The organism is Thioalkalivibrio sp. XN279, assembly GCF_011089885.1.
GTDB lineage: Bacteria > Pseudomonadota > Gammaproteobacteria > Steroidobacterales > XN24 > XN24.
Window position 1 is genome coordinate 35,283 of record NZ_JAANBD010000029.1, and the last position, 12,707, is coordinate 47,989.

General features: G+C 70.5%; 13 protein-coding genes. 9 read left to right on the plus strand and 4 right to left on the minus strand.

The window, feature by feature from the left end; genetic code table 11:
* Positions 1-66: 66 nt before the first annotated feature.
* Complete coding sequence (locus tag G8346_RS12990; RefSeq protein ID WP_166052014.1) at positions 67-543, minus strand: SCP2 domain-containing protein; 477 nt, start codon at positions 541-543, stop codon at positions 67-69.
* A 123-nt stretch (positions 544-666) separates the two neighbouring features.
* Here G8346_RS12990 and G8346_RS12995 point away from each other — a divergent pair, with 123 nt between their 5' ends.
* Both G8346_RS12995 and G8346_RS13000 read left to right on the plus strand, forming a co-directional pair.
* Positions 667-1,662, plus strand: a complete 996-nt coding sequence (locus G8346_RS12995; protein ID WP_166052604.1) for a peptidase U32 family protein — start codon at positions 667-669, stop codon at positions 1,660-1,662.
* Entirely contained in the window at positions 1,659-2,585 is a 927-nt protein-coding gene (locus G8346_RS13000; RefSeq protein ID WP_166052016.1) for a U32 family peptidase, read from the plus strand. The genes G8346_RS12995 and G8346_RS13000 overlap by 4 nt, the downstream gene beginning before the upstream one ends.
* Before the next feature lie 7 nt (positions 2,586-2,592).
* Here G8346_RS13000 and G8346_RS13005 read toward each other — a convergent pair whose 3' ends face one another.
* Complete coding sequence (locus tag G8346_RS13005; protein ID WP_166052018.1) at positions 2,593-3,243, minus strand: phosphoribosyltransferase; 651 nt, start codon at positions 3,241-3,243, stop codon at positions 2,593-2,595.
* A gap of 463 nt (positions 3,244-3,706) precedes the next feature.
* Here G8346_RS13005 and G8346_RS13010 point away from each other — a divergent pair, with 463 nt between their 5' ends.
* Entirely contained in the window at positions 3,707-3,916 is a 210-nt protein-coding gene (locus G8346_RS13010) for a SlyX family protein (RefSeq protein ID WP_166052020.1), read from the plus strand.
* 49 nt (positions 3,917-3,965) lie between these two features.
* Here G8346_RS13010 and G8346_RS13015 read toward each other — a convergent pair whose 3' ends face one another.
* Entirely contained in the window at positions 3,966-5,885 is a 1,920-nt protein-coding gene (locus G8346_RS13015; RefSeq protein ID WP_166052022.1) for an ATP-binding cassette domain-containing protein, read from the minus strand.
* 123 nt (positions 5,886-6,008) lie between these two features.
* On the opposite strand from G8346_RS13015, the gene G8346_RS13020 reads away from it, so the two are divergent.
* From G8346_RS13020 to G8346_RS13040, 5 genes are read left to right on the plus strand one after another with little or no spacing between them, the layout of a single operon-like run.
* Entirely contained in the window at positions 6,009-6,707 is a 699-nt protein-coding gene (locus G8346_RS13020) for a YceH family protein (RefSeq protein ID WP_166052024.1), read from the plus strand.
* Positions 6,704-7,453 carry a hypothetical protein gene (locus G8346_RS13025; protein ID WP_206202763.1) on the plus strand — a complete coding sequence of 250 codons (750 nt, stop codon included), beginning with the start codon at positions 6,704-6,706 and terminating at the stop codon, positions 7,451-7,453. The genes G8346_RS13020 and G8346_RS13025 overlap by 4 nt, the downstream gene beginning before the upstream one ends.
* Before the next feature lie 28 nt (positions 7,454-7,481).
* Complete coding sequence (locus tag G8346_RS13030) at positions 7,482-9,155, plus strand: carbon starvation protein A (protein ID WP_166052026.1); 1,674 nt, start codon at positions 7,482-7,484, stop codon at positions 9,153-9,155.
* 7 nt (positions 9,156-9,162) lie between these two features.
* Positions 9,163-9,435, plus strand: a complete 273-nt coding sequence (locus G8346_RS13035) for a cory-CC-star protein (protein ID WP_166052028.1) — start codon at positions 9,163-9,165, stop codon at positions 9,433-9,435.
* Positions 9,426-10,427: an ArsA family ATPase gene (locus G8346_RS13040; RefSeq protein WP_166052029.1), complete on the plus strand. Its 1,002-nt coding sequence runs from the start codon at positions 9,426-9,428 to the stop codon at positions 10,425-10,427. Before G8346_RS13035 ends, G8346_RS13040 begins: the two co-directional genes overlap by 10 nt.
* Here the strand turns inward: G8346_RS13040 and pdxH are convergent.
* Entirely contained in the window at positions 10,405-11,040 is a 636-nt protein-coding gene (gene pdxH, locus G8346_RS13045; RefSeq protein WP_166052032.1) for a pyridoxamine 5'-phosphate oxidase, read from the minus strand. The genes G8346_RS13040 and pdxH overlap by 23 nt on opposite strands.
* A 71-nt stretch (positions 11,041-11,111) precedes the next feature.
* Here pdxH and G8346_RS13050 point away from each other — a divergent pair, with 71 nt between their 5' ends.
* Positions 11,112-12,686 carry a peptide ABC transporter substrate-binding protein gene (locus G8346_RS13050; protein WP_166052034.1) on the plus strand — a complete coding sequence of 525 codons (1,575 nt, stop codon included), beginning with the start codon at positions 11,112-11,114 and terminating at the stop codon, positions 12,684-12,686.
* The last annotated feature ends 21 nt before the right edge of the window (positions 12,687-12,707 follow it).

The window sequence follows — 12,707 nt, forward strand, 5'->3', positions numbered from 1 at the left end:
CTCACGGGGATTCACCCCCGCAGCCTCGTGCCGGGGAGTATATCGGCAACCGGCGCGGGGCCGTGCTTAGGCGCGCAGCCGGGCCCGCAGCGCGCGCGTGGCGCGCAGGCCGAGCTGGGCCGGCAGCGGCAGCTGCTCCTCGTCGAGGCCGTCGAGGAAGTTCTTCACCCCGAGACCGAGCTCGGTGTCGCCCTCGATCACCAGCCGGCGCTGGAAAAACAGCGTGTCCGGGTCTTCCAGGCCGGCCGCCATGAGGAAGAAATCCCATGACTGCCCGCGGATGGTGACGTCGGCGGGATGCGCCCGAGCGAGAACCTGGAGCCTCCTGTCGGCCAGCGCGACCGGCCAGCGCCATCCCGCGTCCGCCAGCTCCACCGCCAGGCACCGGCCCTCGAGGAAATCCAGCGCGCCTTCCGCCACGCTGGCGCGGAACAGCTGTTCTAGGGCGAGCTCGAGGGGCCGCTGCTGCACGGGATGCGGCACCAGCCGCAGGGGCCTGGCCAGCAACGGCACGACGGTTTCGGGTCTCGGCAAGGGCAGCATGAAGTCCTCCGCGCAGCCGCCCCAACATACCCCATCCCGGCGCCGCGGCATTGACCTCCGTCAAAACGCCCGGCCTTTGCGGTGGCTATCCTGAGCGCCCTCGACCAGAACCCGGGGACCACCGTGGAACTGCTCTGTCCTGCCGGCAACCTGCCCTCGCTGCGCGCCGCCGTCGATGCGGGCGCCGACTCCGTGTACCTCGGCTTTCGCGACGCCACCAACGCGCGGCACTTCGCGGGCCTGAACTTCACCGACAAGGACATCGTGCGCGGCATCCGCTACGCCCACGACCATGGCTGCAAGGTGCTGATCGCCCTCAACACCTATCCCCAGCCCGACGGCTGGCCGCAATGGACGCGGGCAGTGGATCGCGCCGCCGAGCTCGGCGCCGACGCCCTGATCCTGGCCGACACCGGCTTGCTGGCCTACGCCGCCGAGCGCTGGCCCGACCTGGAGCGGCACCTGTCCGTGCAGGCCTCCGCCACCAGCCCCGAGGCGTTGAAGCTGTATCACCGGCTGTTCGGCATCAGCCGCGCGGTGCTGCCGCGCGTGCTCTCGGTGCGCCAGGTGACCCAGGTCGCCGCCCAATCCCCGGTGCCCGTCGAAGCCTTCGGCTTCGGCAGCCTGTGCGTCATGGTCGAGGGACGCTGCCTGCTGTCGAGCTACCTCACCGGCCGCTCGCCGAATACCTACGGCGCCTGCTCGCCCGGCTCACACGTGCGCTGGGAGGAGACGCCGCAGGGCCTCGAGTCGCGCCTGAACGGGGTGCTGATCGACCGCTACGGCCCCGGCGAGAAGGCGGCCTACCCGACGCTGTGCAAGGGCCGCTTCTGCGTCGACGGCCACACCTACTACGCGCTGGAGGAGCCGAGCAGCCTGAACTCCATCGAGTTGCTGCCGGAGCTGTACCGCGCCGGCGTCGCGGCCATCAAGGTCGAGGGCCGCCAGCGCAGCCCGGCTTACGTGGCGCAGGTGACAGCCGTGATGCGCGCCGCCATCGACGCCTGTGTCGCCGACCCCGACAACTTCCGCGCCACGCCTGCCTGGCAGGAAGCCCTCGCCGCCGTCTCCGAGGGCACGCAGACCACGCTCGGCGCCTACCACAGGTCATGGCAATGAAACTCGCCCTCGGCCCGGTACAGTATTTCTGGCCCCGCCAGCGCATGTGGGCCTTTTACGCCGCCGCCGCCAACTGGCCGGTGGACGTCGTCTATCTCGGCGAGGTGGTCTGTCCCAAGCGCCGCGAACTGCGGCTCGAGGACTGGCTCGAGATTGCGGCCTGGCTGGAGGAATCCGGCAAGGAAGTCGTGCTTTCCAGCCTGGCCCTGCTCGAGGCCGGGTCCGAGCTCGGCGTGCTGCGACGCCTGTGCCGCAACGGCCGCTTCATGGTCGAGGCCAACGACATGGCGGCCGTGAGCATCCTGGCCGAGGAATGCGTGCCCTTCGTCGGCGGCCCGACGCTGAACATCTACAACGCCCGCACGCTCCAGGTGCTGGCGGCACAGGGCATGCGCCGCTGGGTCCTGCCCTTCGAGCTGTCCGGCGCCACCGCGGCGGGCCTGGTCGCCGCGGCGCCGGCGGACTGCCCCTGCGAGGTGCTGGGCTGGGGACGGATCCCGCTGGCGTGGTCGGCGCGCTGCTACACCGCGCGGGCCGAGGATCGCCCCAAGGACCATTGCGACCTGGCCTGCCTCGAGGACCCGGACGGCCGGCTCATGAGCACGCGCGAGGGCGAACCCTTCCTTGCGCTCAACGGCATCCAGACACAGTCGGCCCTGACCCAGGACCTGGCCCCGCTGCTCGGCGAGATACGCGCGGCCGGCGTGCAAGTGCTGCGGCTCAGCCCGCAAGCACAGCACATGGACCAGGTCGTCGAGCATTTCGCGGCCCTGCTCGCCGGCGATCCCGATCCCGCCCGGCTGGAAGCGCTCGCCGCGCTCGCGCCCACCGGTACCTGCGACGGCTACTGGCGCGGCCTGCCAGGCTTTACCGGCGCCCGCCACGCGGGCACGGTGCCCACGCCCGCCCCCGCGCCGGCCTGAGCGCGCCTCAGGCGGGCACCGCCTCCGGCCGCAGCAGGCGGCGCACCTCCTCGTCGGAGACGGCGCCGAAGTCCTGGTACCACGAGCCCACAGCGTAGAACGGCTCGGGCGTGGCCAGGCACACGACCTCCTCCGCATGCGCTTCCAGCTTTTCCACGACCTCGGCCGGCGCCACTGCGAAGGCGGCAATCACCCGCTCCGGGTCCAGCTGGCGCGCTGCTTCCACGGCCGCATCCATGCTGGCGCCGGTGGCGGCGCCGTCGTCGACGATGATGACGCAACGATGAGCCAGCGCCGGGCGCGCGCGATCGCCCCGGTACAGGCGCTCCCGACGCTCCAGTTCGCGCGTCGCCATGGAGACGACCTCTTCCAGCGCGTCGTGCCCGATGCCGGCACGGCGAATCACGTCCGGGTTGAGCACGCGAATGCCGCCGCTGGCGACGGCGCCCATGGCCAGCTCGGGATTGAACGGCACGCCCAGCTTGCGGATGTTGAGGATATCCAGCGGCGCATCGAGGGCGCGGGCCACCTCGGCGGCCACGGGCACGCCGCCGCGCGGCAGCCCCAGCACGATCACGTCACGGTCGCGATACTTGTCCACCAGCAGCCCGGCCAGCGCGCGGCCGGCGGCAATGCGGTCCTTGATGGGGAGTTTCATGGCAGACCTCCGGGTGCGGAAGGTTCACCTCAAGCTTGGACCCTGGACGGGCAAAAAGACAGCCAGAGTTCCGCTGCCCGGGCTGCGGAAAATCCCTAGCGACAGCCGTCGCGGCGCGGCCTATGTTCAAGCTGCACGCGAACGGATTCCAAGGCAGTGTGCAGCCCGGCCCGGTGCCGGTAGCCGACCCAGATCGGGTCCCGCGCACACGCAAGACCTGCAGCGCCCGGCGCTGGTCCGATTGCGGCACCGGTGCACGGCCATGCGCCCGGACACCGCGCCGAGAACAGCCGCATAGCGGCCTCCGGCGCACCGCGGAGACATTCCGCGACAAGGTGAACCGAACGGCACGCATGGGGCCCGCACACCGCGAGCGAAAGGGGTCGGCGTGCCGGCCCCTTTCTTTATGGCCGGGCCGTAACCCTGCGGTATCCTGCAGGCCGTGTCGCACAAGGAAGCCCAGATGGCTGACGACCCACGCTTCGACGAGCTCGAGCTCAAGCTGGCGTACCTGGAGCGCGCCAACCAGGAGCTGAGCGACGTGATCTACCGCCAGCAGCAGTCCATCGACCAGCTCGAGGCGCGGCTGGCCCGCCTCGCCGACCGGCTGCAGGCCCTCGAGCAGCGGCCGCGTGATTACGTGGCGGAAGAAGAGGCGCCACCGCACTACTGAAGCGGACGCACCCGGCCGGCACGCTCAACGTGCGCCCTCGACCGGCGGGCTAACCGGCCCGTTCTACAGCCAGGCTCTGCTGCAGGTCTTCCAGTTCAAGCCACCGCTCCGCCAGCCGGTCGTGCTCGGCCTGCTTCGCTGCCAGGGCGTCCAGCGCCGGCTGCGTTTGCTCCCAGGGCTGGGCGTAGAAACCTGGCGCGGCCATCTCGGCCTCCAGGGCGGCAATCTCGGCCTCCAGCGCCTCGATGCGCCCCGGCAAGCCCTCCAGCTCGCGCTGTTCCCGGTAGCCGAGCTTGCGCGGCTTCGCCGCCGCCCGCGCCGGCTCGTCACCGGCCGAGGCACTCGCCGCGCTCTTCGCCGCACCGGGCGCGTCCATCTGCGCCAGTTCGTGGCCGCGGCGCAGCCAGTCGCTGTACCCGCCGGCGTATTCCACGATCCGGCCGCCCGGCTCGAACACCAGGATCTTGTCGACCACGTTGTCGAGAAACTCGCGGTCGTGGCTCACCACGATGAGGGTCCCGGAGTACTCGGCGAGGCGCTCTTCGAGCACCTCCAGGGTCTCGACGTCGAGGTCGTTGGTGGGCTCGTCCAGCACCAGCAGGTTGCTCGGCCGGGTGAACAGCTTCGCCAGCACGACCCGGTTGCGTTCGCCGCCCGACAGCGAGGCCACCGGCGTCAGTGCGCGCTTGGCGGTGAAGAGGAATCCGCGCAGGTACCCGACCACGTGCTGCGACTTGCCGTTGATGACGACGTAGTCGCGGCCTTCGCCCACGTTCTCCGCCACGCTCTTGGACGGGTCGAGCACGCCGCGCGTCTGGTGAAACCACGCCACCTCCAGGTTGGTGCCGTGCTTCAGCGTACCGGCCTGCGGTTCGAGCTCGCCCAGCAGCAGCCGCAGCAGCGTGCTCTTGCCGACGCCGTTGTTGCCGACCAGCCCGATACGGTCGCCGCGCATGATCTTCAGGTCCAGCCCGTCGACCAGCGGCGTGGCGCCGAAGCGGAAATGCATGTTCTTCGCCTGGACCACCTTGCGGCCCGACAGCTCCGCCTCGCCGATGCTGATACGCGCGGTGCCGGGGCGCCGGATCCGTTGCCCGGCCACCTCGCGCATCGCCTCGAGCGCCCGCACCCGGCCCTCGTTACGCGTGCGGCGCGCCTTGATGCCCTGGCGGATCCAGGCCTCCTCCTCGGCCAGCTTGCGGTCGAACTCGGCGTTGTGGCGCTGTTCTTCCTCGATGGACTCGGCCTTGCGGCGCAGGTAGTCGCGATAGTCGCCGGGCCAGCTCACCAGCTTGCCGCGATCGATCTCCACGATGCGCGTGGCGAGCCGCTGCAGGAAGGCGCGGTCGTGGGTGATGAACAGCACCGCGCCGGGCCAGCTGGCGATGCGCTGCTCGAGCCACTGGATCGAGGACAGGTCGAGATGGTTGGTCGGCTCGTCGAGCAGCAGCAACTCGGGCTTGCTGACCAGGGCGCGTGCAAGGGACACCCGCCGGCGCCAGCCGCCTGACAGCTCGCCGAGCCGCTGCTCGCCGGGCAGTTGCATCTCGCTCAGCATGGTGTCGACCACCCGCTCGACGTGCCAGCCGTCCACGGCGTCGATGCGCCGGTGGAGTTCCTCCAGCGCCTGCAATCCCGGCGCATCCAGCTCCGCGCGCGACAGTTGCTCGTACTCGTCCACCAGGGACCGCACCGGCGCCAGCCCGCCCATCACGACTTCGCGCACGGTGAGCTCGAGCTGGCCGGGCAGCGACTGCTCCAGCCGGCTGATGCGCAGGCCGGCGCGCGACAGGATCTCGCCCTCGTCGGGCGGCAGCCCGCCGTCGACCAGTTTCAGCAGCGAGGTCTTGCCGGCGCCGTTGCGGCCGATCAGGCACACGCGCTCGCCCGGGTCGATGCCGAAATCGGCGCCGGCGAGGATCACCTGGTCGCCGAAGCGCAGCGAGACCTGGTCAAAGCGGAGCAACATGGGGAATGTACGCAGTTTCGTGGACGATGGATTGTGTATTCTACCTTGACGACATTCCGGCCAGCGGTGGTGCCGGGGTCTTCGTGCGTCCCGGACAACGGAGCCCAGCCCAGGAGGCAAGTCTTGAGAACAGAGCTGACGCCCCTCGAAGCCCGCGTCATCGGCTGCCTCGTCGAGAAGGAAATCACTACGCCGGACCAGTACCCGCTGTCGCTCAATGCGCTGGTCACGGCCTGCAACCAGAAAAGCAACCGGGATCCCGTGCTGGACCTGGATGCAGCCGCCGTCCAGGGCGTGGTGGACGGCCTGATGAAGAAACACCTGCTCACGGACCGCAGCGGCGGCGTCGGCGGGCGGGTCACGCGCTACCGGCACCGCTTCTGCAACTCGCATTTCAGCGAGCTCCAGCTGCAGCCGCAGGAGCTGGCCGTGCTGTGCGAACTGTTGCTGCGCGGCCCGCAGACGCCCGGGGAGCTGCGCAACCGCGCGGCCCGCATGGCTCCGTTCGCGGACGTGAGCGAAGTGGACGCGGTGCTGGCGCGGCTCGCCGCGCGCGAGGAACCGCTGGTCGCCTGCCTGCCGCGCCAGCCCGGCAAGCGCGAAAACCGCTGGATGCAGCTGTTCACGGGCGAGGCGCCGGAGACCGTCGCGCCGCCCCCGCCGCCCGAGGCGCACCGCACGCCCTTCGCCCCAGGCCCCGACGCCACCGACCTGGAAGCGCGGGTGGCCGAACTCGAGGCAGAGGTCGCACGGCTGCACGCCCGCATCGACAGCTTCACCGGCGCTGCGCCCGCACAGCCGCAGCGGGACAGGGACGCGTGAGCGAAACACCCGCCACGGCGCTGCGCAGCGTCACGGTCGCGCGCCGCTTCTGCGGCCCGCCGGACTCGGGCAATGGCGGCTACACCTGCGGCCTGGTGGCCGCAGCGCTCCGGGGTGTCGTGGAAGTGACGCTGAAGCGTCCGCCGCCGCTCGAGCGCGAGCTGCAACTCCTGCGCACGCCGGATGGCGTGGCCTTGCTGGACGGCGAACTCACCATTGCCGAGGGGCGCCGCGCCACGCTGGCACTGCAACCGCCGCCCTGCCCGGGCCTCGCGGCCGCCACCGAGGCGTCGGCGCGCTATCACGGCCTCGAAGAACATGCCTTCCCGAGCTGCTTCGTCTGCGGCACCGGCCGCTCACCCGGCGACGGGCTGCGCATCTTCGCCGGTGACGCGCACGTCGACGGTCTCGTGGCCTGCCCGTGGAAGCCCGGCCCGGAACTGTGCGACGCCGACGGTCACGTACGCCCCGAATTCGTATGGGCGGCGCTGGACTGTCCCGGCGCCTGGGCCTGGCTCGAGGAACTGGAGCGACCGCTGGTGCTGGGCAAGCTCACCGCAGCGCTGGACGTGCCGCTGCAGGCCGGCCGGCCCTACATCGTCGGCGGCTGGCGGCTGGCGCGCGACGGGCGCAAGCACGGCGCCGGCACCGCCATCTGGAGCGCCGACGGGACCGTATGTGCCCGCGCGCAGGCCACCTGGATCGAGATCGACCGGGCCCGCTTCGCGGCCGCGGGCAAGCAATAAGAGTTGACGTCACCCTGGGGGATAAGGAATGAGCTCAATCGCTTTGTTGTTGGTCGGGCTGGGGATGCTGACCGCGGGCTACCTGTTCTACTCGAAGTTCATCGCTGAGCGGATCTACCAGCTCGACCCTGACTTCCGCACGCCGGCGCACGAGTTCCGCGACGGCGTGGACTACGTGCCGACCAACAAGTTCGTACTCTGGGGGCACCACTTCACCTCCGTGGCCGGCGCCGCGCCCATCGTCGGCCCGGCCATCGCCGTCATCTGGGGCTGGGGCCCGGCCTTCGCCTGGGTGATCCTCGGCACCATCTTCTTCGCCGGCGTGCACGACTTCGGCGCCTTGTGGGCCAGCGTGCGCAACAAGGGCAAGTCCATCGGCACGCTCACCGGCAACGTCATCGGCAACCGCGCGCGCAACCTTTTCCTGGTGGTGATCTTCCTGCTGCTGCTGATGGTCAACGCCGCCTTCGCCGTGGTGATCTCCAACCTGCTGGTGGCGCGGCCGACTGCAGTGATCCCGACCTGGGGCGCGATCGTGGTGGCGGTGATCATCGGCCAGCTCATCTACCGCTACAAGATGAGCCTGCTGTGGGTGTCCATCGTCGGCGTGGTGGCGCTGTATGCGCTGATCTTCGTCGGCTACGCCTATCCCATCGTGCTGCCCGAAAGCGTCCTGGGCCTGGGGCCGCGCTCGCAGTGGATCCTGCTGCTGTTCGTCTACGCCGGCGTCGCCTCCATGCTGCCGGTGTGGGTGCTGCTGCAGCCGCGCGACTACATCAACGGCCTGCAGCTGTTCCTCGGCCTCGGACTGCTCTACGTGGCGGTGCTGATCGGCGCGCCGGACATCGTCGCGCCGGCCTTCAACGACAACGTGCCCGCCGGCACGCCCAGCCTGGTGCCGCTGCTGTTCGTCACCATCGCCTGCGGCGCCATCAGCGGCTTCCACGGCCTGGTCTCCTCGGGCACCACCTCCAAGCAGCTGGACAAGGAAACCGACGCCCGCTTCGTCGGTTACTTCGGCTCGGTGGGCGAAGGCATGCTGGCGCTGGCGGCGATCATCTGCACCACCGCGGGCTTCGCCACGCTGGCCGACTGGGAGGCCATGTACTCCAAGTTCGGCGGCGGCAGCCTGGCGGCCTTCGTGCAGGGCGGCGGCGCCATCCTCGCCGGCGGCTTCGGCATGCCTGAAGACCTCGGCGCCACCATCCTCGCCGTGATGGCGATCCTGTTCGCCGCCACCACCATGGACACCGGCCTGCGCCTGCAGCGCTTCGTGGTGCAGGAGGCGGCGGAGATCGCCGGCTTCAAGGTCAACGTGGTGTTCAGCACGCTGATCGCTCTGGGCTTCTGCCTGGCGCTGGCCTTCGGCGCCGGCGCGGACGGCGCCGGCGGCATGATCATCTGGCCGCTGTTCGGCACCACCAACCAGCTCATGGCCGGCCTCACGCTGTCCATCATCTCGGTGATCCTGATCCGCCAGGGACGCCCGGCGGTGTTCACCGCGGTGCCGCTGGCCTTCCTGCTGACCATGTCGATCTACGCGCTGCTGGTGCAGCTGGGCCAGTTCTACGCGCAGAAGAACTGGCTGCTGCTGGTGATGGACATCGTCATCCTGCTCGCTGCACTGTGGGTGGCGCTGGAAGCCGCCATCGCCATGGGCCGCGGCGCCAAGGGCACGGCGCCGGTGGCGGCGAAGCGCTGAGGCGGCCATGGGCGAAGACCGCCGGTCGGGTCGCTGGCGTGAAATTTCCGCAGGCCTGCGGGAGTTCTACGTCGCGCCCTACCGGCGCACCTTCGCCCGCGCGCAGCGCGAGGAGGACGACCTGTTCATGCTGCTGGTGTTTGCCGAGACGCTCGGCGTGCCCAACCCGGCGGCCTGGTACACGCTGGAGTTGATGCCGCTCCTCTACGAACGCTTCCACGACTGGCACCGGCGCATGGGCATGGAGCATTCGCCGCTGGACCACCTGCGATGCTGCTGAGCCTTGCGCGCGAGAAACGCGTGCTGTTTTTCGGCGGCAAGGGCGGCGTCGGCAAGACCACCGTGTCCACCGCCGTGGCCCTGGCCGAGGCCGACGCCGGGCGGCGCGTGCTGCTGGTGTCCACCGACCCGGCACACAACCTCGGGCACCTCTGGGGCCGTGCGGTGGGACCGGACCCGGTCCGGCTGGCGCCGGGTCTTGACGGCATGGAGCTGGATCCGGACGTGGTCGTCACGCGCCACCTCGACGAGGTCGGCGCGGCGCTGCGGCGACTGATGCCCGAGCGCCTGCAGGGCGAGGTGGACCGGCACATGGCGCTGTCGCGGGACGCGCCCGGAATGCAGGAGGCGGCCCTGCTCGAGCGCATCGCGGAGACCGTGCAGGCCGGGCTCGAAGATTACGAGCTGGTGGTGTTCGACACCGCGCCCTCGGGCCATACGGCGCGCCTCATGGCGCTGCCGGAGATGATGACGGCGTGGACGGAGGGACTGCTGACGCGGCGCGAGCAGAGCGCGCGCTTCGGCGCCGCGCTGGCGGGCTTGGGGAAGGAAGACCGGGCGCTCGGCGACCGGGTCGTCGGCGAGACCCCGGGGGGCGGGGAAGAGCGCGACGACCGCATTCGCCACCTGCTTTACCGGCGGCGCGAGAAACTCGCGCTGCTGCGCGACACCCTGGCCGACGGTGCCCGCACCGCCTTCGTCATCGTGCTCGCAGCGGAACGCCTGCCGGTACTGGAGACCATCGAGTTGGCGCAGAAACTGCAGCGCGCCGGCGTGGCACTGAGCGCGCTGGTGGTCAACAAGCGCAGTCCCGCGGAGGCAGGCGAGTTCTTCGCCGCTCGCCGTGGCCAGGAAGAGACGCACCTGGCGACCCTGTCGGCGTCGCTGGGCGACGTGCCACGCCTCGACCTGCCGCTGGTGGCGCGCGACGTCGTCGGGGCCGAGGCCTTGCGCGAATTCGCCGCCCTGCTCAGGGCGCGAGACGCTCGATAACCCAGGCGTCGTCCACGCGGCGGTAGCGCAGGCGGTCGTGCAGGCGCGAGGCGCGCCCCTGCCAGAACTCGATCTCCGCCGGGCGGATGCGGTAGCCGCCCCAGAAGGACGGCAGCGGCACGTCGCCCGTCGAGAACTTGCGCTTCATCTCGTCGAGTTTCATCTCCAGCACCGAGCGGTTGGTGATGACGCTGCTCTGCTCCGACACCCAGGCGCCGAGCTGGCTGCCGCGGGGGCGGCGGGCGAAGTAACGCAGCGCCTCGGTGGTGCTGATCTTCTCGGCCACGCCGCGAATACACACCTGGCGCTCCAGCGTCTGCCAGAAGAACAGCATGGCGACGGCGGGATTCTCCGCGATCTGCTGCGCCTTGTGGCTGTGGGTGTTGGTAAAAAACACGAAGCCGTCGGCGTCGAAATACTTCAGCAGCACCGTGCGCGCGCTCGGGCGGCCGTCGATGCCGGCGGTGGCCAGGGTGCAGGCGTTCACCTCCGGCTGCGCGACCTCGCGCGCCTGCTGGAACCAGTGCGCGAACTGCTTCACCGGATCCGGGTCCAGGTCGCCGCGGCGAAAGGGTTGCCCGCTGTATTCGCTTCTCAGGTCTCCGATGTCCATGCGCGCTCCTTTCTGCCGGATTTCTCCCAGACCGTTATTCTAGGACGCGAATGCGCCGAAGGGAGGACCCGATGCGTCCGGGAAAGATACTGCTCCAATTACTCGCCGCCTGCAGCCTCGCCACGCCCGCGGCGGCCGAGGTGCTGAAAGTCGCCAACCCCGGCCACCCCGCGTCGCTCGACCCGCACCGCATCACCGGCGTGTGGGAGAACCGTATCGTCGGCGACATGCTCGTCGGGCTGACCACCGAGGGCCGGGGCGGCGCCGTGGTGCCGGGCGCAGCCGAATCCTGGACGGTGTCGGACGACGGGCTGCACTACGAGTTCGCCCTGCGCGAGCATGCCTGGTCCGACGGTACGCCGGTCACCGCCGACGATTTCGTGTTCGCATTCCGCCGCATGATGTCGGGCGAGACGACCTCACCCTACGCGCAGTTCTTCTGGGTCATCGAGAACGGCCGCGCCGTCACCTCGGGCGAGATGCCGCCCCAGGCGCTCGGCGTCGCCGCCCCCGCGCCTGACCGGCTGGTGATCCGGCTGGATCGCCGCACGCCCTATTTTCCCGGGCTGCTGATGCACTTCGCCGCCTTCCCGGTGCCGCGGCACGCCGTGGCGGAGCATGGCGAGGACTGGACGAAGCCGGGCAACATGCCCGCCAACGGCGCCTTCCGCCTCGCGGCCCGCGTGCCCAACGACCACGTGCTGCTGGAAAAGAACCCGGCGTTCTGGGACGCGCCCGCCGTCCGTCTCAAGGGGGTGCAGTATTTCGGCCTCGAGGACCGCGACGCGGCGCTGCTGCGCTTCCGCGCCGGCGAACTGCACGTCTTGCGCGACTTCCCGGCCAGTCGCACGGCATGGCTGCGCGAGCGCATGCCCGACGCGGTGCACACGGCGCCTTACCTGGGGCTGTCCTTCCTCGCCGTCAACCACCAGCGCGCGGCACTCGGCGACGCGCGCGTGCGCCGGGCGCTGTCCATGGCGCTGGATCGCGCCACCATCACGGAGAAGGTGCTGGGCAGCGGCGAGCGGCCGGCCTTCAGCCTGGTGCCGCCCGGCACCGCCGGCTACCCCGATCCGGCGCGCCCTGCGTGGCGCGACCACTCGATGCAGGCGCGACGGGAGGAGGCAAAGGCGCTGATGCAGGCCGCCGGCTTCGGTCCGGGCCAGCCGCTGCAACTGCGGCTGCGCTATCCCCAGTCTGAGAACGAGCGGCGCGTCGCCATCGCGCTGCAGTCCATGTGGCGCGCGATTCACGTCGACGCCGAGCTGCAGCGGGCCGAGACCGCGATCCACTACGCCGCCCTGCAACAGGGGGACTTCGACCTTGCCCTCGCCAGCTGGCTCGCGGTGTACGACGACGCGCAGACGTTCACGCTGCTGCTGCAGACCGAGAGCGGACCGAACAACCTCGGCAACTACAGCAACGCGGAATACGACCGTCTCACCGCGGCGGCCTCGCGCCAGCCCGATCCCGCGGCGCGCGCGCGCCTGTTGCGCGAGGCCGAGGCGCTGGCCGTGGGCGAACAGGCACTGATCCCGCTCTACCACCACGTCTCGCGCAACCTCGTCAGCCCGCGTGTCACCGGCTGGGAGGACAACATGCTGGACGTCAACCGCAGCCGGTACCTCGGACTCCGGCCGGAGTGAGCTGCCGGGACCATTGCGGTA

What these genes read in the sequence shown, in the direction of transcription:
- G8346_RS13015 (WP_166052022.1), bottom strand. Translation starts at nt 5,885, where the DNA reads ATGTTGCTCCGCTTTGACCAGGTCTCGCTGCGCTTCGGCGACCAGGTG.
- G8346_RS12990 (WP_166052014.1), bottom strand. Translation starts at nt 543, where the DNA reads ATGCTGCCCTTGCCGAGACCCGAAACCGTCGTGCCGTTGCTGGCCAGG.
- G8346_RS13050 (WP_166052034.1), top strand. Translation starts at nt 11,112, where the DNA reads ATGCGTCCGGGAAAGATACTGCTCCAATTACTCGCCGCCTGCAGCCTC.
- G8346_RS13000 (WP_166052016.1), top strand. Translation starts at nt 1,659, where the DNA reads ATGAAACTCGCCCTCGGCCCGGTACAGTATTTCTGGCCCCGCCAGCGC.
- G8346_RS13030 (WP_166052026.1), top strand. Translation starts at nt 7,482, where the DNA reads ATGAGCTCAATCGCTTTGTTGTTGGTCGGGCTGGGGATGCTGACCGCG.
- G8346_RS13005 (WP_166052018.1), bottom strand. Translation starts at nt 3,243, where the DNA reads ATGAAACTCCCCATCAAGGACCGCATTGCCGCCGGCCGCGCGCTGGCC.
- G8346_RS13040 (WP_166052029.1), top strand. Translation starts at nt 9,426, where the DNA reads ATGCTGCTGAGCCTTGCGCGCGAGAAACGCGTGCTGTTTTTCGGCGGC.
- G8346_RS13010 (WP_166052020.1), top strand. Translation starts at nt 3,707, where the DNA reads ATGGCTGACGACCCACGCTTCGACGAGCTCGAGCTCAAGCTGGCGTAC.
- G8346_RS13035 (WP_166052028.1), top strand. Translation starts at nt 9,163, where the DNA reads ATGGGCGAAGACCGCCGGTCGGGTCGCTGGCGTGAAATTTCCGCAGGC.
- pdxH (WP_166052032.1), bottom strand. Translation starts at nt 11,040, where the DNA reads ATGGACATCGGAGACCTGAGAAGCGAATACAGCGGGCAACCCTTTCGC.